General features: G+C 50.1%; 18 protein-coding genes. 4 read left to right on the top strand and 14 right to left on the bottom strand.

Annotated elements, in window-relative coordinates; translation table 11 throughout:
• Positions 1–2 precede the first annotated feature (2 nt).
• The 9 genes from H8705_RS10645 to H8705_RS10605 form a co-directional block, all read right to left on the bottom strand.
• A complete protein-coding gene (locus H8705_RS10645; RefSeq protein WP_262395760.1) occupies positions 3–2,021 on the bottom strand; it encodes a penicillin-binding transpeptidase domain-containing protein in 2,019 nt (672 codons plus the stop codon).
• Between the two features lie 9 nt (positions 2,022–2,030).
• On the bottom strand, positions 2,031–2,552 hold the full coding sequence (locus H8705_RS10640) for a hypothetical protein (RefSeq protein WP_262395759.1): 522 nt from the start codon (positions 2,550–2,552) through the stop codon (positions 2,031–2,033).
• Entirely contained in the window at positions 2,549–3,541 is a 993-nt protein-coding gene (gene mreC, locus H8705_RS10635) for a rod shape-determining protein MreC (RefSeq protein WP_262395758.1), read from the bottom strand. The genes H8705_RS10640 and mreC overlap by 4 nt, the downstream gene beginning before the upstream one ends.
• Before the next feature lie 94 nt (positions 3,542–3,635).
• Entirely contained in the window at positions 3,636–4,655 is a 1,020-nt protein-coding gene (locus tag H8705_RS10630) for a rod shape-determining protein (protein ID WP_262395757.1), read from the bottom strand.
• 110 nt (positions 4,656–4,765) lie between these two features.
• Positions 4,766–5,341 carry a Maf family protein gene (locus tag H8705_RS10625; protein WP_262395777.1) on the bottom strand — a complete coding sequence of 192 codons (576 nt, stop codon included), beginning with the start codon at positions 5,339–5,341 and terminating at the stop codon, positions 4,766–4,768.
• Positions 5,331–5,624, bottom strand: coding sequence for a DUF4321 domain-containing protein (locus H8705_RS10620; protein WP_262395755.1), 294 nt, complete (start codon positions 5,622–5,624; stop codon positions 5,331–5,333). The genes H8705_RS10625 and H8705_RS10620 overlap by 11 nt, the downstream gene beginning before the upstream one ends.
• 33 nt (positions 5,625–5,657) lie before the next feature.
• Positions 5,658–6,092 (bottom strand): dUTP diphosphatase, encoded by a 435-nt coding sequence (gene dut, locus H8705_RS10615; protein WP_262395754.1) that lies wholly within the window; start codon positions 6,090–6,092, stop codon positions 5,658–5,660.
• Positions 6,093–6,096: 4 nt separating this feature from the next.
• Entirely contained in the window at positions 6,097–8,169 is a 2,073-nt protein-coding gene (locus H8705_RS10610; protein ID WP_262395753.1) for a peptidase U32 family protein, read from the bottom strand.
• Complete coding sequence (locus H8705_RS10605) at positions 8,159–8,500, bottom strand: cell division protein ZapA (RefSeq protein WP_262395752.1); 342 nt, start codon at positions 8,498–8,500, stop codon at positions 8,159–8,161. Before H8705_RS10605 ends, H8705_RS10610 begins: the two co-directional genes overlap by 11 nt.
• A 267-nt stretch (positions 8,501–8,767) precedes the next feature.
• Here H8705_RS10605 and H8705_RS10600 point away from each other — a divergent pair, with 267 nt between their 5' ends.
• Positions 8,768–11,173, top strand: coding sequence for a glycogen/starch/alpha-glucan phosphorylase (locus H8705_RS10600; RefSeq protein ID WP_262395751.1), 2,406 nt, complete (start codon positions 8,768–8,770; stop codon positions 11,171–11,173).
• Between the two features lie 75 nt (positions 11,174–11,248).
• Positions 11,249–13,123 carry a glycoside hydrolase family 13 protein gene (locus H8705_RS10595; RefSeq protein WP_262395750.1) on the top strand — a complete coding sequence of 625 codons (1,875 nt, stop codon included), beginning with the start codon at positions 11,249–11,251 and terminating at the stop codon, positions 13,121–13,123.
• A 41-nt stretch (positions 13,124–13,164) separates the two neighbouring features.
• Here the strand turns inward: H8705_RS10595 and H8705_RS10590 are convergent, their stop codons facing one another.
• On the bottom strand, positions 13,165–13,827 hold the full coding sequence (locus H8705_RS10590) for an ABC transporter ATP-binding protein (protein ID WP_262395776.1): 663 nt from the start codon (positions 13,825–13,827) through the stop codon (positions 13,165–13,167).
• 397 nt (positions 13,828–14,224) lie between these two features.
• On the bottom strand, positions 14,225–17,770 hold the full coding sequence (gene nifJ, locus H8705_RS10585) for a pyruvate:ferredoxin (flavodoxin) oxidoreductase (protein ID WP_262395749.1): 3,546 nt from the start codon (positions 17,768–17,770) through the stop codon (positions 14,225–14,227).
• Positions 17,771–18,053: 283 nt separating this feature from the next.
• Here nifJ and H8705_RS10580 point away from each other — a divergent pair, with 283 nt between their 5' ends.
• Positions 18,054–19,391: a hemolysin family protein gene (locus H8705_RS10580; RefSeq protein ID WP_262395748.1), complete on the top strand. Its 1,338-nt coding sequence runs from the start codon at positions 18,054–18,056 to the stop codon at positions 19,389–19,391.
• 12 nt (positions 19,392–19,403) lie between these two features.
• Positions 19,404–19,574 carry a hypothetical protein gene (locus H8705_RS10575; protein ID WP_262395746.1) on the top strand — a complete coding sequence of 57 codons (171 nt, stop codon included), beginning with the start codon at positions 19,404–19,406 and terminating at the stop codon, positions 19,572–19,574.
• 32 nt (positions 19,575–19,606) lie between these two features.
• On the opposite strand, the gene H8705_RS10570 is transcribed toward H8705_RS10575, so the two are convergent.
• The 3 genes from H8705_RS10570 to H8705_RS10560 are packed head-to-tail and all read right to left on the bottom strand — an operon-like array spanning position 19,607 to position 21,628.
• Complete coding sequence (locus H8705_RS10570) at positions 19,607–20,152, bottom strand: flavodoxin family protein (protein WP_262395744.1); 546 nt, start codon at positions 20,150–20,152, stop codon at positions 19,607–19,609.
• A 44-nt stretch (positions 20,153–20,196) separates the two neighbouring features.
• Positions 20,197–20,919 carry a tRNA 2-thiocytidine biosynthesis TtcA family protein gene (locus H8705_RS10565; protein ID WP_392392084.1) on the bottom strand — a complete coding sequence of 241 codons (723 nt, stop codon included), beginning with the start codon at positions 20,917–20,919 and terminating at the stop codon, positions 20,197–20,199.
• On the bottom strand, positions 20,909–21,628 hold the full coding sequence (locus tag H8705_RS10560) for a tRNA threonylcarbamoyladenosine dehydratase (protein ID WP_262395743.1): 720 nt from the start codon (positions 21,626–21,628) through the stop codon (positions 20,909–20,911). Before H8705_RS10560 ends, H8705_RS10565 begins: the two co-directional genes overlap by 11 nt.
• Positions 21,629–21,701: the final 73 nt, after the last annotated feature.

Below are 21,701 nucleotides of genomic sequence, written 5' to 3'. Positions count from 1 at the left end.
TTTTACTGAATTAACGTATCATATTCCGGCGAGGAGGAAGATTTGCTGCCGGAAGAGAAGAAATACTGATCGAATACCGCCTTGGCTACCGGCGCGCCGGTATAGCCATGCCACCCTTTTTCAATCACCACCGCCACCGCCAGTTCCGGATCTTCCGCCGGAGCATAACAGATAAAGGTGGAGTTAGGTTCCGCCAACGTTTCCGGCGTACCGGTTTTGGACGCTACGTTCATGGGATAATCCCCACCGAAGGTAGCCCTGGCCGAACCGATTCGGGACACGGCAACCATGCCTTCCCGCACAGTAGCGAACGCTTCTGGGGACGCATCCACCACTTCCACCACTTCCGGTTCGTGTTCCATAATCGTTTCATCAAAGGAATAGGATTTGATGGCTTTTACAATGGTCAGCTTCATTCGTTTGCCGTTATTAGCAAGAGTCGCCGCATAATTTGCCATCTGCAGCGGGGTGAGCAGGGTTTCCATCTGCCCGATGGATGCCTGGAGCACATCGCCCGCCTGCCATTTTTCCCTGCGGGCTTCCTTGAGTGCAGGAGAGGACACCTGTCCGACGGCTTCTTGAAGCTCTATGCCGGTGGGCTGTCCCATACCCAGCATAGCAGCGTACCCATCGATCTTATCGATTCCCAGCCTGCGCCCCACATCATAAAAGAAGATATTGCACGAGTGGCGCAATGCGTTAATTACATTAATATTCCCGTGAAAATCCAGGCATCGGGGGGAATATCCTTGATAAAAGGTATATACTCCCTGACAGTTGACTGTATCCGAGGCGGTGATGATCCCCTCGTTGAGCGCCCCCAAGGCCACGCAAGGCTTAAAGGTGGAGCCGGGAGCGTATTGTCCCAACAGCGCCCGGTTCCACATTGGATACAGCTCGTCTGTTGCCAGCGTCTGATAGTCCTCCTGGAAAGTAGCCAGATTATAGGATGGATAGGTGGCCAGAGCTAAAATTTCTCCGGTTTTGCAGTTAACCACTGCGGCCGCTCCCGCGTTGGCTTCCTTGCCCTCTCCTTCCTGGTAGGTTTCATTCAAATGCTTGATCTGGGCGGCAATCGCGTCCTGGGTAACCTTCTGAAGCTGAGCGTCAATGGTGAGCACCACGGTATTGCCCGGTACGGGCAATTGCTCATCCACCACATCCACCACATCATCTTGGGAGTTTAAGTAAATCTGCCGGGTACCGTCCTTGCCTCGCAGATATTCCTCAAAAGCGGCTTCCGCCCCTTCCCGTCCAATCACGTCGTTCATTAAATAGCCTTTGCCGGCAAGCTCTTGGTATTCCTCCGGCCAGATCGCCCCGGTGCGTCCAATGATGTGCGGGGCGATATCCCCGCTTACATACTGCCGAATGGGGCTTTCGATGACGTCTACGCCCGCCAGCTCAAAGCTGCGCTCCAAAATTTTCGGCACGGTCTCTATCTTAATATCCGTAGCGAAGGTGTAAGGGGTAGTCAGATCGAACCCCCTTCTCTGCATTTCATACCGCACCCCCGCTACCTTGCGGAAATCCTCGTCGTTCATCTCCTCCAGGCGATACTGCTCCTTTAAATGATACACAACATCTTCTACCGTCGCGTACTCCGCCACGCCCAAAGTGCTTTTGAGCCGAGCAATCTGATCATCATATCCTTCCTTAAACCGGAAAGGAGCTGTGTCAGTAATGGGAAGATTGTCGATCCATTCTTCCCCCGCTTCTTCCATAATGTCAATAAGTTTTAAAATAATGGCGTTGGTGCTTCCCTTTTCCAAAAACGCCTGATCGATCACCACATCCCGGCCAATGGCATTTGCTGCCATCGGGCGGCCATTGCGGTCCAAAATCTCTCCCCGGGCCGCTTTGACGATCTGTTGGGACATCCAACCCTTTTCCACCAAAGCTTCGTAATCTTCTCCATGTACTACCTGCATCTGCATCAGCTGCAGAGCAAAAATCAGCAGCACCAAGGTAACAATAAAGGCTAAAATAATGATTCTAATTTTTTCCTTTGATAATTTCATTCCATACTCCTATGTCCGAACCCGCAATTCAAATTCCCTGTCAAGCCAGCGATACAGATAAAAGATCAGCGGAGAGACCGCCGCGGTATAAATCACTCCCGGCAAAATATTATACACAAGGATCATCCACACATGCTCATATCCCCATACCGCAAATCCCAATAAAAACTCCAGCAGTCCTCTTACCATCATGGTAACAAAAACCAGCAGTACGTAATTGATTACTCCCGGCTGCAAAAGATAAATCGTCAGCAGTCCGGCGATTACACAGGCAATCAGCATAATAATCGAATGAAACCCGAACAGCATGAATCCGCCGAAATCACATAATATGCCGCCCAATACCCCATAAATTCCCCCGACAAACTCTCCTTCCAGTATGGCGATACAAATTGCCGCGGGGATGACAAAGTTCGGCTTTGTACCAAATACGCTTAAAAACCCGGGGGTGGTCTGCAGCACATACATCCCTACCATCACCAAAAAGTAAACAAAATATTTTGCTGCATAAATATACTTCTTATTGTTCATGGCTGCTCCTCCGAAGAACCTGAAGAGGCCCCTTGAGAAGAGGGGCCCTGGGAAGCGTCCTGGATGGTATCTTGGGAGGAGCTCTGGATTTCGTCCTCAAAAGAGGCTTCGCTGGAAGAGGCATTTTCCTCCGGCAGAGCTTCCGCTATTTCCCCGTCCTGGCCCCGGAAGGACTTGATAACCATTACGTCGGTCAAAGTACGGATATCCGCCACCGGCTGGATCACCGCGCTTAAAGAGATTCCTCCTGCCTGCACATCTACAGAAACGATCTCCCCGATTTTTAAATCCTTCGGATAAATGCCGCCGCCGGTGGTCACAATCAAATCTCCCGGCGAAGCGCCGCTTTCTCTGGGCAGATACGCCAGCTTGCACTGGCCTTGGCCGGCCAGGTCGATGGCGCCCTGTACAATCCCGATATCCCTGGTGCGCACATCGTAGGCGCCCACGTCCACGCCCACATCCAAAATAGTCCAAACCTTGGAATAGTTCAGCCCCACTTCTGTGACAACTCCCACCAGGCCCTCGTCGCAAATGACTGGGTCGCGCAGGGAAACCCCGTCCAGGGAACCTATGTCTATAGTAAAGGAATAAAAGCGGTCGTTGGGATCTCTGGCCACTACCGCTCCCGGTTCCAGTTCAAAATCTGGATTTTTCTCTTTGAGGTCCAAATATTTCTTTAAATTTTCATTCTCTTGCTTGTACTGTTCAAACTCCACCAACTGATCCCGCAGCTGGTTGATCTGCTGCTGCAGCTGCTCATTTTGTAAGGCGATTTCATCCGCCATGGCATACCGGCGGAAAAAACCGCTGGCGGAATCCGAAAGGGAGGAGGACAGCTTCTGTAAAGGGGTGACAAAAATGCTGGTCATCTGGGACATGACAGGAGAAAGCCCGCCGGTCCAAGCCGCCCGCAGCATAAACGCTATGAGCGCAACCAGCACAGCCAACAATATTTTAAAATGAATGCTTTTAAAAAAATTGTTCAAGCCCGTTCCTCCCAAAAATTGTTTTATCCCTTAGAAAACGACAGGGGAGCCGCCCAATGCCAGCGGCATAAGCGCTCTCCCTGCTCAGTTTACATCAATATTTTCCACTGGTATCGTCAGAGAGAAGTTCTCTGAGACGATCAATGTCATCCAATACCTTACCGGTACCCATCGCTACACAGTCCAATGGGTTTTCCGCGGTATAAACCGGCATTCCTGTTTCTTTTGAAATCAGCTCGCCCAGCCCCCGCAGCAGCGCGCCGCCGCCGGTCAGAGTTATCCCATGATCAATAATATCCGCCGATAGTTCCGGAGGCGTCCTCTCCAGTGTGGTGCGGATAGCGTCGAGCACCATGGACAATGGATCCGCCAATGCTTCTCTGATTTCCAGAGAGGTAATCTCTATATTTTTCGGTAGGCCGTCCATCAGATCGCGGCCCTTAATATTCATAGATCCTTCCCCTTCATAGGGATAAGCGGAACCAATCTGGATTTTAATATCCTCCGCGGTGCGCTCGCCGATCAAAAGATTATATTTCTTTTTAATATACTGAATAATAGAGACATCCAGCTCATCCCCGCCTACCCGGACCGATTTTGCCGCTACAATTCCTCCCAGGGAGATGACTGCCACTTCGCTGGTACCGCCGCCGATGTCCACCACCATGCTGCCTGTGGCTTCCGCTACAGGCAGGTTTGCGCCGATCGCCGCCGCCATGGGCTCTTCGATAATAGAGACATGTTTCGCGCCCGCTTTAAAAGCGGCTTCTTTTACTGCGCGGCGCTCTACTTCCGTTACCCCGGATGGGATACAGATAATTACCCGGGGACGGGCCAGCATCGAATTGTTAAATACTTTTTTTATAAATATCTGAAGCATGCTTGCAGTAATATCAAAATCCGCAATTACTCCATCTTTTAAGGGACGCACTGCAACAATCGAGCCAGGGGTTCTTCCGATTACTTCCTTTGCTTCTTTTCCTACATAACGTACTGTATCGTTTCGGGTATCCACCGCTACAACCGATGGCTCCCGCATAATAATTCCTTTCCCTTTCATAAAGATCAGGGTATTGGCAGTACCCAGATCGATACCGATATCTTTCGAAAACATTCAACGTCCCCCTTAGAATTTTAAGAATTTTCGCATTATCCAGAATATTATATACCACAAACTGTAAATACACAACAAAATATTTGTTAACATTCCAAGGTTTTTACAGTTTATTCGCTTATTTTCTCCAGCAATGGTTTTAATTTGTGATACAAAAGGTTCACCGGAAGTCCCATCACATTAAAAAAGTCTCCTTGCACTTCCCTTACAAATATGCTGCCAAATCCTTGTATTCCATAGCCGCCGGCCTTATCAAACGGCTCTCCCGTAGAGATATACCATTGGATTTCCTCTTCGCTTAAAGGAGAAAATACTACCCCTGTACCGCAGGAAAATACCATTTCTTCCTCTGGGGTGACAATGGCTACGCCGGTGTACACCTGGTGGGTTCTTCCGGAAAGAAGCCGGAGCATTTGGGCCGCCTGCGCCTGTCCCTTTGGCTTTCCCAATATTTCTCCGTCCACAGATACCACGGTATCCGCTCCGATGACAATCGCCTGGGGCTCTTGCCGCGCTACCGCCAACGCCTTGCGCCGGGACAGCAGCTTTACTGCCGGATCCGGCTCCATCCCCTGGGGAAGCTTCTCCGGCGTATGAGAAACTTTCACAATAAAATCCTCTGTGATCAGTTTTAGCAGTTCCTGCCGGCGGGGTGACGCCGACGCTAATATCAGTTTATTCTTCATCAAGCTTCTGTCTTCCTATCCTTAACGCTTTTACTGTGGCCCGGTAAGCAAAAAACGCCCCGATAAAGCAGAAAATATGCGCTACTGTAATTCCGATTTCAAATCCGAAAGCAATGCGGAGCACCGACAGGTCCAACACCATAGGGTTGTCCACCGAGAGTCCTATGCTTTTTCCAAACGCAAGCCAGGACAAAAAAGGAATCTGTCCCGCGATGGCCGCTACCAGCGCCCCTACTACTACAGCCGCAACAATATAAAATATCAAGAGTATCGCTTTTTTCATACTAACACCTGCTTATGTCAATTGTGTGACTCCTTATTTTCCTGTGGAGCCAAAGCCCCCTGCCCCCCGCACCGTATCCTCCAAATCTTCCGACTCTTCCAATTCCGGTGTGTATACCGGCAAAAATACCAGCTGGGCAATTCTTTCCCCTGGCTGGATGGTGAAAGCCACTTCCGACTGGTTATGAAGCCCCACCATAATCTCTCCCCGGTAGTCGCTGTCAATCACACCCACCGCATTGGCAGGCACAATCCCATGTTTGATCCCAAGCCCGCTCCTGGCGAATACAAATCCGGCATATCCCGGCGTGATCTGTACCGCTACCCCAGTGGGGAACTTTTCTGTACGGCCTGGCAAAATATCGACCGGTTCGCAAATGCACGCGCACAAATCATATCCTGCGCTGCCATCAGTGGCCCGTTTAGGCAAAGCGGCGTTTTCCCTTACTAATTTTATCTTCATATCCATCCCCCTAATAAATCGTTTTATACAGCAGTCCCCGGGTAAACGCGCCCTGCGCCTTCCCGCCTTCTTGGTACAGCTTTACTATCTTTTCACACTCCGGTGCCGTTTCCTGGGTAAAGCGCAGCACCCCAAAATCCAATCCGGAAAGCTCCTCCATCCGGTCCCCCATAAACAGTGGTACCGGGTTGAGAATTTCACTGCATCCCCAGGCGCAGTTTACTAAAAAATCATTGCCCTTGCGGTCGGTCAGCTTGTTTTCTCCCCCCTGGCATCTCTGACAGCCTACCGCTGCTTTTACAGGGCAGTTGCGCACTGTCATCAAAGGAAGATGTCCATACACGGCCACTCCGTAAGGAATGGGGGAGCGCAGGCGCTTGGCCGCTGTTAACCCCAGCTCAAAAGAAAGTTCCAAATCTTTCAGGCCAAGACGGGCCAGGGCGTCCGCTCCATAAGAATTGACCACATTGAAAAAGCACTCCCCGTGCAAATGAAACCCCAGCTGCTTTCCAATGGCCAGCGCACCTAAGTTTCCCACGGAGGCGTGGGAAATTCCCTGTTCCTTTAAAATTTTCAGCCGGCTAATGAGCTGCTCCTGCCCGGAAAACAGCATCCGCGGTAGCCCTACGCACAGATTTTCTCGACTGACAAGGGGCTCTGCTTTACAAAGCTTTTCCATCTCCGGCACAGGAAGAATTACCATCTCCGCCTGCTCCAGCAAATACCGGGATAGCTGGGAGCTGCGCGCGCAGCGCACCCGCAAAGCGGGTCTTTGGGCGTGCAATACGCCCAAAGGCAGCTCCCGCCTGTCGGTAAACTGTATTGTTTTCGGCTTCGCTCTGATCTCGTCCAGCCTGTCCAAAGCGTCCCGGCGCATGGCGTTTATAAGGGATACGGGCATCATCAGCCCCTCTCCGAGCTGTATCCGAATACTTTCCACCCGGTACGGGGTACCGCCGGTTTTTTCCAGGGCGGCTTTCACCCGCGCCTCATCCGTGGGTTTATTGACAGCAATTTCAGGCGTCTGTCCGTCTACAGATACCGAATTTCCATCCTGGTCGGTGACCTCAAGTGAAGCGGCCTTCCCTGCCTGCATGGAAAAGGAGAACTCCACGCCTACCTTCTGAATATGCTTTTTCGGCTCATTGTATAGATTTTCCAGTTTTCCTAAAACCCCTGCGGCGGCAAGGACATCCTGCTTGTGCCGGACACCAAACATGGTTAAATCCCGACGGCCAGAAAAATAACCATCTGTAAATCCGCTTCTGGAAAATACAGATTGTAACCTTTCCAGATCAACCGGTCTTCCTTCCAAGGCGTCACGACAAGCGGTTACCGCTGCAGCGACATATTCCGGGCGCTTCATGCGGCCCTCGATTTTTAAGGAGGCCACGCCAATCTCCTGAAGTTCCCTCGCCCGGGCAATTAAACTCATGTCCTTAAGGGAAAGGGCATAGTCGGTAGCCGCCGATTGAAAGCTCAAGCGGCAGGGCTGTGCGCACAGTCCCCGGTTTCCGCTTCTCTGCCCCAGTACGCTGGAAAGATAGCATTGTCCGGACACGCACATGCAAAGAGCCCCGTGAACAAACACTTCCACTTCCATAGAAGTGAAGCGAACTACGGCGGCAATCTCCTCTTTACTCAGTTCCCGCGCCAGCACTACCCGGGAAAATCCAAGCTCCTCCAGTACCCTGGCCCCCTCAGGGTTGTGCACTGCCATCTGGGTAGAAGCGTGCATTCGAAGGGCGGGGGCGCATTTTTTTATCAGAGCCGCCGCTCCCAGATCCTGTACAATCACCGCATCCACGCCCGCCTCACAGGCCAATTTGACGGTATCCATTAGCTGGGAAATCTCATTTTCCAGTACGACAATATTAAGGGTTAAATATACTTTAACCCCCTTAATATGAGCGTTTGCAACCGTCTGTCTTAAATTTTCGGCAGTGAAATTTTCCGCCCCCCGGCGGGCGTTAAGCACGTCAATTCCCAAATAGACCGCATCTGCCCCACAGGCAATCGCTGCGTAAAGGGCCTCGGCGCTTCCCGCGGGGGCCAATATCTCCGGCAAGACTTTATGCTCCATGCTGGGTATTTTTCGCCTCAAGCTGCTTTTTCAAATTGGCGTTTTCTCTTTTTACATCGTCCAATTCAATTCTCGCCTTGGCCGCGTCTTCCAAATATTCTGATATCTGGTTTCTCATACGGTCCGCGTTTTCCTCGCTGCGTTTATATGCGTCCACATAATTCATGGCGCATAATACCATAACGTCGTTAAACGAAATATTGGAATTTTTTTCGACAATTTCTTTGATCTGTCCATCCAGTTCCTGCGCCAGAGAAAGGACATATTCTTCGCTTTCCGGCGTAGAGATCGTATAATGCACTCCATTAATACTAATTCTTACCTTGTTCATTTTTTCCTCCTATATTCATAAGACGGCGCAACCCGTCTGTACATTCTCTTTTTTGGGACCTCTCTGTCTGTTTCCCATATAATATATAGTATAATACATTTTCCCCTATTAAAAAAGAGTTTCTCTCAATTTTTTCCCAGAGGGTTTTACATTTGCTGTATCGTTAATTTACTTGCGCAGGGGGCATAATTAAGTTATAATTTAATACAGGCTAATTTAAGAATAGTGTATCTTTACATATATCTACTGCCTGGCAGGAGGAACATAATGAATAGTAAGAAGCAATATACCACAGAAGTTTTGAAAAACTTGATTTTGGATACTATGAATAACGATATGGGCATTGATCCGGAACACGCCTCAGATGAAGCGTATTATCAGGCCCTTTGTTTGGTGGTTCGGGAAATCCTCGCAGAAAAACAAAAAGTATTTTCCGCCCATCATAACGCGCAAGCAAAAAAACGCATCTATTACATCAGCATGGAATTTCTGATGGGGCGCTCTTTAAAAAACAGTCTTTACAACCTGGAAATTCACAAAGAGGCGCAGGCCGCCATGGAACAACTGGGGATTGATATCCAGCGCATGTACCAGCTGGAGCCGGACGCCGGGCTGGGCAACGGCGGACTGGGACGTTTAGCCGCCTGCTATCTGGATGCGATGGCTACCCAGGAACTGCCCGCTATGGGATATTCCATCCTTTATGAATATGGGATCTTTAAACAGCGGATTATCGATGGCTGGCAGACAGAAACCCCCGATTACTGGCTTCCTGGGGGAAATGTATGGATCAAGATGAAACCCGACCGCAGCGTAGCGATCAAGTTCGGCGGACGCATTGAGGAAGGATGGGAGGCCGGGCATCATTGGACCAACCATGTAGAATATACCACCGTGACCGCCGTGCCCTATGATATGTACGTCTCCGGCTATGACAGCGAGGGCGTGGCTGTTCTGCGTTTATGGAAAGCGCAAAGTCCCGGTTTTGATATGGAAAGTTTTAACCGGGGGGATTATGTCAACGCCATCGGACAGTCGGCGATGTCCGAAGCCATCAGCAAGGTGCTGTACCCTAACGACAACCATACGGAAGGAAAGGTACTGCGCTTAAAACAGCAGTATTTTTTGGTGTCCGCTTCTATTTCAGACATTATCCGCCGGCATATCACCACCTACGGTACGCTGGATAATTTCGCTCAGAAAAACGCGGTGCAGATAAACGATACCCATCCGGCTCTGGCAATTCCTGAATTGATGCGGGTTTTGCTGGATGACTGCGGCTATTCCTGGGAAAAAGCCTGGGATATTGTTACCCGTACCTTTGCCTACACCAACCATACAGTTATGAGCGAGGCGTTGGAAAAATGGAACGTAGATATTTTCCGCAATCTGCTTCCCCGTATCTATCAGATCGTTTGTGAAATCGACCGGCGGTTCGTTGACACCTTAAAAGATCGCCGATACGACAATTATGATATCGACCGGATGCGTATTATTTATGATTACCAGGTGCGCATGGCAAATCTATCGGTCATCGCTTCTCAGAGCGTTAACGGAGTATCTAAGCTCCATTCTCAAATTATCAAAGACAGCGTTTTCCACGATTATTATCTTCTGACTCCGAAAAAATTCAAAAATGTCACCAATGGAATTGCCTCCCGGCGCTGGCTGTATCAGTCCAATCCAGGACTTACCAATCTTCTTAACGATACCATCGGGGACGGCTGGCTAAAGGATCTTTCCCGGATGGAAGAGTTGGAAAAGTTTGCGGACGACAGCGCTGTGCTGACCCGGCTTGCCCAAGTAAAGCAGGAAAACAAGCTTCGCCTGTCCAATTATATTGAGCAGACCAGCGGGGTCAAGGTCAATTTGGATTCTATTTTTGATGTGCAGGTCAAGCGGCTCCATGAGTACAAACGCCAGCATTTAAACGCCTTGCATATTCTTTCTCAGTATCTTTATCTCAAGGATCATCCCAACGAGCCGTTTATTCCAAAAACCTACATTTTCGGGGCCAAAGCCGCCCCAGGATATTTTTTGGCCAAACAGATTATTAAGTTCATCTGTACCTTGCGGGATATGATTGAAAAGGATCCGTCTGTCCGGGAAAAGCTGCGGATCGTCTTTTTGGAAAACTACAGCGTGACCATCTCTGAACTTCTCATGCCCGCCAGTGAGATTTCCCAGCAGATTTCCTTGGCAGGTACGGAGGCTTCCGGTACCGGCAACATGAAATTGATGCTCAGCGGCGCGGTGACGGTGGGAACCCTGGACGGAGCTAATGTGGAAATCGGAGAACTGGTAGGGGAAAATAATATTTTCTATTTTGGCATGACCGCCCCGGAGGTGGCGCATCTGCGGGAAAAAGGATATCGTCCAACGGATTATTATAATAAAAACCGTGAAATTAAACGGATGATCGATATGCTTTCTTGCGGTATTCAAGGGCAGACCTTCCCTGATATCGCCAACAATTTGCGGTATGACGACCATTATATGGTTCTGGCGGATTTTGACTCCTACCGCGCTATCCAAAACAAAGCCTCTAAGGTATATGAGGATAGAATGAAATGGCAAAAGATGTCCCTGATAAATATCGCTAAATCCGGTTATTTCTGTGCCGATCGGGCGATTATGGAATATGCCCGCAATATTTGGGGAATGCAGTTATAACGCTTTTCACACTGTAGCGCTGACAGCGGGCAAACAATGGTTTTGCCCGCTGATTTTTTGAAAATGTATTAGATTGTGAGTGATTTTATTTTGGACGCGGTACTATTTGACAGCCGTGACATATTTCATAAATCTCCTTTTGGAGCGGTAAAAGCAGGGGAAACCGTTACTTTCCGTATTTTGTTTCCCATTCTTGGCCGGGTGGGGCGCCCCGTCCTTTTGATGTACAAGGTAGATGTATGGGATCAGCCTGAGAGAATCTCCATGGAATATGAAAAAAGCGACGGGGTGTATCACAGTTATACCTGTACCTTCACCCCCCAGGAGCCTCAACTGTATTTTTATCGGTTTGAGGTGGTTTCTGCCGGGCAGACGGTTTGTGTTTTTCGGGACGAAGGCGGGTTTGCCAAAATGGATTTCCAGGGGGACGGCATGTGGCAGCTAAGTGTATATGACGCTGAAATGAAAGCGCCGCAGGTTTTAACCGGGGGGATTATGTATCAGATTTTTCCCGATCGTTTTTGCAGCAGCGGCGTTCCCAAGGAAAATGTCCCCCCTGACCGGGTGATTCATCAGGACTGGTATGAATGGCCCCACTATCGCCCCAATCAGGAAGGAAAAATCACCAATTCAGATTATTTTGGGGGCGACCTGAAGGGGATTGCTTCCAAGCTGGATTACTTAAAGAGTCTGGGGGTCGGCACCATCTACCTGAACCCGATTTTTGAGGCTCACTCCAATCACCGGTACGATACGGCGGATTATAATAAAATTGATCCGCTTTTGGGGACGGAGGAGGACTTCCGGGAGCTTTGCGGAAAAGCCCGGGAATTAGGAATCCATATTGTTCTGGATGGGGTGTTCAATCATACAGGCAGCGACAGCGTTTATTTTAATAAGAATAGGCGTTATGGGAACGGCGGGGCGTATAACGACCCTAACAGTCCTTTCCGGAAGTGGTATGACTTTATTGATTATCCTTGCAAGTATCGCTCCTGGTGGGGATTTGAAACTCTGCCGGATGTAAACGAGCATGAGCCTTCCTATGTGGATTTTATCTGCGCAGAACAAGGGGTGCTTAAAAAGTGGCTCCGGGCAGGCGCCAGCGGATATCGTTTGGACGTAGCGGACGAGCTTCCCGACAGCTTTTTAGATGAGATTACCCGATCGGTGAAGGAGGAAAACCCAGATTACGCTGTGATCGGCGAAGTGTGGGAGGACGCCTCGGTAAAAATCAGCTACGGGGTGCGCCGCCGGTATCTGCAAGGCCGTCAGCTGGATACGGTGATGAATTACCCCTGGAAAAACGCTATCCTTTCTTACCTGCGCTATGGGGACGTCAACCAATTGTTTTACGGAATTATGGATATTTTGGAGCACTATCCCAAACCGGTGCTGGAGGTGCTGATGACCTCTCTGTCAACCCATGACACCGAGCGGGCTATTACCGCTCTGATCGGAGATCCTGTTGATCAGAACAATCGGGAATGGCAGGCGCAGCACAACACGCTGTCCCCTGAGCGCTATCAGATGGGGAAACGGCTGTTTATTCTGGCTTCGGTAATCCAGTATATGCTGCCTGGTATTCCCTGTCTTTATTATGGGGATGAGGCGGGATTATACGGATATAAGGATCCCTTTAACCGCACTTGCTATCCTTGGGGCCGGGAGGATCAGGAACTGCTCCAGGCGCTGCGCTCCCTTGGAAAAATCCGTACGGAATATCCCGGTCTTTCCAGCGGGGAGTATATCCCGGTATATTTTACCGGGGAAGCGGCAGCCTTCTGCCGGGTGTGCGGGAAGACGCGCTTTTATGCTGCTGTCAACCGCACAGATCATCCGGTTTCTCCTATCCTGCCGGCGGAGTTTCGTAGCGGAACTATTCTTTTTGGCAGAATGGAAAACGACGCTTTAGCCCCTTTTGAGAGCGTTATTATCGTTAAGGAATAAAAAAAGCCGCCGCCCTTTTCTTTTGGGCGGCGGTTTTTTGTTTAAGAAGCGTTTGTAACGTCTTCTATTACATTTCCATCCACAATCCGTATCACTCGCTGGGCGGACGCGGCGATGCCCTCGTCATGAGTGATCAGTACGATGGTTTTCCCTTCTTGATGCAGTTCGTGGAGTATCCCCATGACCTCTTTTCCGGAGGCGCTGTCCAGGTTTCCAGTAGGCTCGTCCGCCAGGATAATCGGCGGGCGGGCGGCGATTGCCCGGGCAATCGCCACCCTCTGCTGCTGACCGCCGGATAGCTGGGAGGGCCGGTGGTTGGCCCGGTTGGAAATCCCCACCCGTCTTAACGCCGACATAGCCAGCTCCCCCCGTTCCTTTCGCTTCATTCCCCGGTAGATCAGCGGCAGCTCCACATTCTCCAACGCGCTTAAACTGGGAATCAGATTAAACCCCTGAAAAATAAAGCCGATTTCCCGATTGCGGATTTTAGCCAGTTCCAGCTCGGCGATATCCGCCACATTTTTTCCATTAAGTTCGTACTCTCCCTGGTCGGGCAGGTCCAAGCATCCCAGCATGTTCATCAAAGTGGATTTTCCTGCTCCCGACTGGCCTACAATCGCTACAAATTCCCCCTTCTCTATATTAAGCGAAACGCCTGCCAGCGCTCTCACCTCATTTTCACCTTCGTTGTAAATTTTGTACATCTCTTTTATCTTTACCAGCGACACACAAAACGCCCCCTTTGGTTTTAGTATCTCCCTCTCTTTGCTTTTTTACAAACATCTCTTTCCAAATTTATTAAAAATAAAAATCCGTTCCCCTTCAACCGGGCCTGACGCCCAAAGCCGGCATATTTCCATACCGGCGCTGCGCATCCGCCGGCCCCAGGGCGAAATATCCAGGTTTAACAGTCTTAACTCAGCGGTAAAAAAGAACGCCGCGGGCGGTTTTGCGCCCCGCGCACACTTGAAACAAGGAGTGATGAATCGTTTTGCCGCGCCTCTAAAGTGAAAAACAGCGGGCGGTTTTTCGCTTTATATCCTCCCCAAACAAAGCAAAAAGGCGGTTCCCGTATGGGAACCGCCTTTTCTGTTATTTGACTTATTCTACATCGTAGAGTTTGGAAAGACGGAGCAAATGATCGTATTTCTCTTTTGCGGAACGGGTCGCTTTCGCGAACAGTTCTTCTGCTCTTTCCGGATAGCTTCTAACCAGGGAGCTGTAACGAACCTCGTTTTCGATGAACGCTTTGTAGTCCGCGGTAGGAGCCTTGGAGTCAAGCTGGAACGGATTTTTACCTTCGATGGTAAGACGCGGGTCAAACCGGAAGTTGTGCCAGTAACCAGCTTCCACCGCTCTCTTAATTTCGGTCTGAGCAATGGTCATGCCGCCTTTGATTCCGTGGTTGATGCAAGGAGCGTAAGCAATGATGAGGGATGGGCCATGATAGCTTTCCGCTTCAACAAAAGCTTTGATACACTGATTGTAGTCCGCACCCATAGCAACCTGAGCTACATACACATAGCCATAGCTCATAGCGATAGCGGCCAAATCTTTCTGTTTTACTTCCTTACCAGCGGCGGCAAACTGAGCCACAGCGCCAGTAGGAGTCGCTTTAGAGGACTGTCCGCCGGTATTGGAGTAAACTTCCGTATCAAATACCAGGATGTTAACGTCTTCGCCGGAAGCGATCACATGATCCAAACCGCCAAATCCGATATCAAACGCCCAGCCGTCTCCACCGAATACCCAGTTGGATTTCTTCGCCAGGAACTCTTTATCCTTGAGGATTTCCTTCGCCTCATCGCAGCCGCAGGCGCTGAGCTCCGCTACCATGGCAGCAGTGGCCGCGCTGTTGGCAGCGCCGTCGTCCAATGTGGACAGATAACCTTCACAAGCCGCTTTTACAGAAGCCTTTTGCGCGCCTTCCGCCAAAGCTCTTACTTTCTCGATCAGGTGGTTACGCAGGGTAGCCTGCGCCAGATACATACCATATCCGTATTCCGCATTATCCTCGAACAAGGAGTTTGCCCAAGAAGGACCATGTCCTTCTTTATTAACAGTATACGGAGTGGAAGGAGCCGAGCCGCCCCAGATGGAAGAACAACCGGTGGCGTTGGCAATATACATTCTGTCGCCAAACAGCTGGGTAACCAGCTTCGCATACGGAGTTTCACCACAACCCGCACAAGCGCCGGAGAACTCAAGCAGCGGCTGTTTGAACTGGCTTCCTTTTACGGTAGTAGGTTTGAACTTGTCCGCAACTTCCGGTTTCACCGGCAGATCGAAGCCATAAGCAAATTTTTCCTGCTGATCCAGCTGGGTGTCCAGCTTTTTCATTTCCAGAGCCTTGTTTCCCTTTTTGCCCGGGCAGACATTGGCGCAGGAACCGCAGCCAGTACAGTCTAAAACAGAAACCGTCATGCCGAATTTATAACCAGGCATACCGGTCATATCCACCATCTTCATGCCTTCCGGAGCCTTCGCAGCTTCCTCCGCGCTCATAACCGCCGGACGGATAACCGCATGAGGACACACATAAGAACAGAAGTTACACTGGATACAATTTTCCGGAATCCAGCAGGGAACATCCACGGCAATTCCACGTTTTTCATAAGCGGCAGAGCCCTGGGGGAAGGTGCCGTCTTCCCGGCCGCTGAAGGTGGATACCGGCAGTTTATCGCCCCGCTGAGCGTTGGCTGGGATCAGAATATCGTTTACGAAATCAACCAAGTCTTTTCTGTCGCCGGTAGCTTTCACTTCGTTTTCTGTATCCGGAGCATTTTTCCAGTCCGCCGGGATTTCAATCTTGTGAACGCTTTCTGCGCCTTTTTCAATAGCGGCATGGTTCATCGCTACTACTTTCTCGCCTTTCTTGCCATAGGAAGCGGTAGCGGCGTCTTTCATATATTTAATGGCGTCCGCCGCAGGAATAACATTAGCAAGCTTAAAGAACGCAGACTGCAGAACCGTATTGATACGTCCGCCCAGTCCCAGCTCACGGCCGATGGCAACGCCGTCGATGGTGTAGAACTGGATATTGTGCTGCGCCATATAGCGTTTTTCTTTTCCAGGCATTCTGGCGTTGATCTCATCCATATCCCAGCCGCAGTTGAGCAGGAAGGTGCCGCCGTCCTTAAGGTCCTCTACCATATCGTACTTGCCGATATAAGAAGGATTGTGGCAGGCAACAAAGTCCGCTTTATTGATCAGATAGGTGGAACGGATGGGGGTGTGTCCGAATCTTAAGTGAGAAACGGTAACGCCGCCGGACTTCTTGGAGTCATACGCAAAGTATGCCTGAGCATACATATCAGTATGGTCACCGATAATTTTAATGGAGTTTTTGTTGGCGCCGACGGTGCCGTCAGAACCAAGGCCCCAGAATTTACAGCTGGTGGTGCCTTCCGGAGTAGTGTCCGGATTTTCAGTTATCGGCAGGGACAGATAGGTAACATCGTCTTCGATGCCGATGGTAAATCTTTCTTTCTGGCCTTTCACCGCATTGTCATATACAGCGATAATCTGCGCAGGAGTGGTATCTTTGGAACCCAAGCCGTAACGGCCGCCCAGTACTTTGCAGCTTTCAAATTTGGTGCCTTTGAGCGCCGCCACTACATCCAGGTAGAGCGGTTCGCCCAAGGAGCCCGGCTCTTTGGTTCTGTCGAGAACAGAGATGGTCTTAACCGTATCCGGCAATACTGCCAACAGATGTTTTACAGAGAACGGACGGTACAAGCGAACTTTTACAAGACCCACTTTTCTGCCGTTGGCGTTCAGGTAATCGATGGTCTCATCGATGGTATCACACACGGAACCCATAGCTACGATTACATTGTCCGCATCCGCAGCGCCGTAGTAGTTAAACAGTTTGTAGTCGGTGCCGATTTTGGCGTTGATCTTGTCCATATACTGCTCGACCACTTCCGGCAGAGCGTCATAGAACTTGTTGCAGGCTTCTCTGGCCTGGAAGAAGATATCCGGATTCTGCGCGGTACCGCGAAGAACCGGATGTTCCGGGTTCAGAGCGTTCTTTCTGTACGCGTTGACCGCATCCATATCGATCAGGTCCGCCAGATCGTCATTATCCCAAATCTGGATTTTCTGAATTTCATGAGAGGTTCTAAAACCATCAAAGAAGTTTAAGAAAGGAACCCGGCCTTTTACCGCGGCGCAGTGAGCCACTGGAGTCAGGTCCATAACTTCCTGAACGCTGCTTTCGCAAAGCATAGCGTATCCGGTCTGACGGCACGCATAAATGTCCGAATGGTCGCCGAAGATGCTCAGTGCGTGAGAAGCTATCGCACGGGCGGAAACGTTGATTACCCCCGGAAGCTGTTCACCGGCGATTTTGTACATGTTCGGGATCATCAAAAGAAGTCCCTGAGAAGCGGTATAGGTGGTGGTCAAAGCGCCCGCCGCCAAAGATCCGTGCACGGTGCCCGCGGCGCCTGCTTCGGACTGCATTTCAACAACCTTTACTTCATTGCCGAAAATGTTTTTACGTCCCTGGGCCGACCATACGTCGGTGACCTCAGCCATTACCGAGGACGGTGTGATTGGGTAGATGGCCGCCAGGTCGGTATACGCATACGAAACGTGAGCCGCAGCGTTGTTACCGTCCATGGTTTTCATTTTTCTTGCCATGTTATATCTTCCTCCCTAAAAAATTTATACTAATTAGGATTAGTAAAATATTAGATTTTCCTGCCTTCTTAACCATAAAACAGACAGGCACCTATCCTTATAGATTTTATCACCTTTACCCCCGGTTGTAAATATGATTTCCTGTAAAATACAAGGGAGTTACCGAGATTTTTCTAATATTCTGCCCTCTTTCCAAGTAAAATTGACAATTGTACTTAAAATGGGTATATTAAATACAGATTTTAGTGGGACTAAAACCTTAGAAATACGGGAGGAACGCTTCATGGACCCCGACGGCAATTTGACTGCGTATTTGTTTTTAATTATCGTTTTCTTGTTAATCAATGCCCTGCTTACCGCAGGCAGCACTGCTCTTACTGCTCTGAGCGACAGTAAGGTAAAAAAAATGTCTTCTTCTCAGGAGAAGATCGAGCGTTTCATCTTCAAGCTTTTAAAACGCCCCTCTGATTTTTTTGATGGGATTAAACTTGCAAAACTGATCTGTACGGTTATTATCGCTACTGCCGGCTGCCTTACGATACTGCGCCTGGCGCTTCGTACCCGTCTGATGGACGGCGCAGGGCCTGCGTCCAGTCTAATATTAATTCTTCTTTCCACTGTGGCGGTCGTGCTGGCGTGCGGCATTTTTTGCGATCGGCTGCCCTATCGGATCGCCTGTCGTTATCCGGAGGGGGTTTCCCGTTCCTTGGCCCGGCTGTGCTGGTTTTTTTCCTGCCTGTGCAAACCGTTCGTCCTGTTAAATACCGCCGTTTCCAAAGGGCTTGCCGCCCTGCTGGGGGTGCATGAACAAGAAGAGCCTGAACCGGTTACGGAGGAGGAAATCCGCCTGATGGTGGATGTGGGAAATGAAAAGGGGCAGATCGAACAGAGCGAAAAAGATATGATTAACAATATCTTTGAGTTCGATGACCGTACGGTTTCTGAGATTATGACTCACCGTACCGAGCTCATAGCAGTCCCCAAAACCGCTCCTCTGCACGATATTACCGCTTTGGCCATTGACAGCGGATACTCCCGTATCCCGGTGTACGGCGACGATATCGACGATATTATCGGACTGCTGTACGTAAAGGATCTGCTGTGCCTGATTGGGAAAAACGAAGAGGGATTCTGCGCCCAAAACTATATGCGCCGGGCGCTGTTTGTCCCGGAAGGGATGAAATGCGTAGACCTGTTTGCCCAGTTTAAACTCCAGAAGGTGCAGATCGCTGTGGCGGTAGATGAATACGGGGGAACGGCAGGCATTGTAAGCATGGAGGACCTTTTGGAGTCGATCGTGGGCAATATTCAGGATGAATATGACAGCGAGGAGGAAGAGGTCTTTGAGCTGGCGCAAGGGGTTTACGCCATCGACGGCACCCTGTCTATTGATGAAACCGAGCGTCTGCTGGATATCGAGCTGCCGGAAGATTCCGATTATGATACCATCGGCGGACTGCTTACTGAAATTTTAGAACGTATCCCCGCTCCAGACGAGCATCCATGCGTAGAAGTAGGAGGCGCAAAATTTACCGTCCTTTTGGTGGAGGACCGCCGAATCGCCCGAGTCCGGGCAGAACTGCTTCCCAAGGAGCCGGAGGACGAAGACACAGCGGAGTAGGGGAATGGTTTTATGAATGAACGTATGTGTCCTTCCTGCCATCAAAAAATGGCGGAAGGCTACAAAATAAAGGTAAATACTTATGGTGCTCTTAAACTGGAACCCGGCCGGACAAAGCCGGGGGAGATTGCCGCAGGGGTGTGTCCTGTGTGCGGACAAATTGCTTTGTATCTGCAAAAATAAAAGACGCCGGCTAGACCGGCGTCTTTTTCATTTTAAAGGCTTTCCCCAATGGCTTTGGCCTGGGCGATGGCCTTTTCATTTTTTTGGGCGGGATTGCTGTCATCCCCGCTGACTATCAGGATTTTAAACTCACAGCCGATATAATCGCAGATTTCCATAAAGGTTTTATTCACCAGCTCATAACCGATATCATCCTCCTCAGAGGCGCCGGTGATCACCAGATGAATGGTTTTCCCCTGCAGGTCGTTTTTCTTGTTTAAGGAATAGAAACGGTCAAACACCGCTTTGAGCTGGGCGGAAATATTCCACCAATAAAGGGGAGTGGACATAAAAATATAGTCCGCCTGTTTTACTGCGGCCAGCACCTGCTGCATATCGTCTTTTACCACACACCCGCCGTTTCCCTTGGGGTTGTGGCAGCCTTCGCACGCCTGGCAGCCTTTGATGTTCATTTTCGCCACATCAAATTCAGTGGTTGTATGTACTCCTTTTTCCTTGACGGCGCTCATTATTTCCTTTAATAGGAAAGTGGAGTTGCTGTTTCTTCTCGGGCTGGAATAAAGTGCCAATACATTCATTTTACTCTCTCCTTCTTTTCCTTTGGTTTATTTATTGAAAGGAGTTACCATCCGGAAATATGCCCCCGTTTCATGGCGCCGAAAATTCGGTTGGTAATCCCTTTATGCTCTTTTTCCATCTTAGCTAAAAACTCTTTTGTCCACTGGCGGTTAGTGCATCCATCCACCGGACAGGCGCTTTTTACCACCGGCAAACCGGCTTTGCGCTGTGCAGAGCGGATCTCCTTTTCCGGGGCGTAAATCAGCGGACGGATTACAGTAACGTCTTTGCGGGACAGGTAGGTCACCGGAGAAAAACATCCGATTCTCCCTTCGTTAAACAGGTTCATCATAAAAGTTTCCACTGCGTCGTCAAAATGGTGCCCCAAGGCGATTTTGTTGCACCCAAGGGCTTTAGCGGTATCATGCAGGCAGCCTCTGCGCATCCTGGCGCACAGGCTGCAGGGGTTTTCTTCCTGGCGCACGTCAAAGATAATCGAACCGATCTCGGTTCTTTTCAAAGTGTACCCTACTCCCAGCTGACGGCAAAGCTCCTGGAGAGGAGAATAATCCATGGGCGTACCCGCAAACCCATTATCCAACGTGACCGCTTCCAGCTGAAAATCAACTCCCAAATACCGGCGCACCCCGGCAAGCCCTGCCAAAAGCACCACGGAATCCTTCCCGCCGCTGACGCCTACCGCTACCTTATCCCCATCAGAAAGCATCTGGTAATCTGTAACCGCCTTGCGGATATATCCCATCATTTGCTGCATACTACTTCCCATATTTGTATCCTGTCAACTCCCCTACCACCGCCGCGGCCATCAGATACCCGGCTACCGGCGGAACAAACGAAATGCTCGCCGGACTGTGACGGCCATCCTTCGCCGCGCTGATCACATTTTTTGGTTCTTCCGTGGAGTATACCACATTCTGCCCTGCTACGCCGCGCTTTTTCAGTTCCCGGCGCATCACCCTGGCAAGGGGACAGCCGCAACCGACGGTATCCTCCATTTTTCCCTGGCGCAGCTTTCCAGGATCCAGCCGGTTGCCGGTGCCAAGGCACATAATCAGCGGTATCCCCCGCTCATAGCACTGCTGGGCTAAATGGAGCTTGGCCGTCACCGTATCGATGGCGTCAACCACATAGTCCGGTTCCCAGTCATATAAAAAATCGCTTTCCTGGGGAAGATAAAACCGCTTCTCCAGCACAAGAGAAATCTCAGGGTTGATCGCTTTTAAGCGCGCCCCCATAACCCGGCATTTTTCCTGGCCGATCGTTTCCCTTGTGGCCGCCGTCTGCCGGTTCAGGTTGCTGATCTCCACTTTGTCGTTGTCCACCAGCATAAGCGACCCTATCCCAGCGCGGCACAAAGCCTCCGCGCAGGCGCCGCCTACTCCGCCCAGCCCCAGCAGGGCCACTTTGGCATTTTTCAGTTTTTCCACAGCCTGCTCCCCTAAAAGCAGCCGGGTGCGCTGGAGCCAGTCATTCAATGGTTTGTCCTCCTGTTTTATGGATAAAAATAAGGCGGAGTTTTCCGCCTTATTTTTTAAATTTTCAGTTTCC

This window comes from Youxingia wuxianensis, from assembly GCF_014385085.1.
In the GTDB taxonomy this organism is placed as follows: domain Bacteria; phylum Bacillota; class Clostridia; order Oscillospirales; family Ruminococcaceae; genus Youxingia; species Youxingia wuxianensis.
The sequence above is the reverse complement of the archived record's forward strand: the minus strand, read 5'-3'. Positions and strand labels throughout refer to the sequence as shown.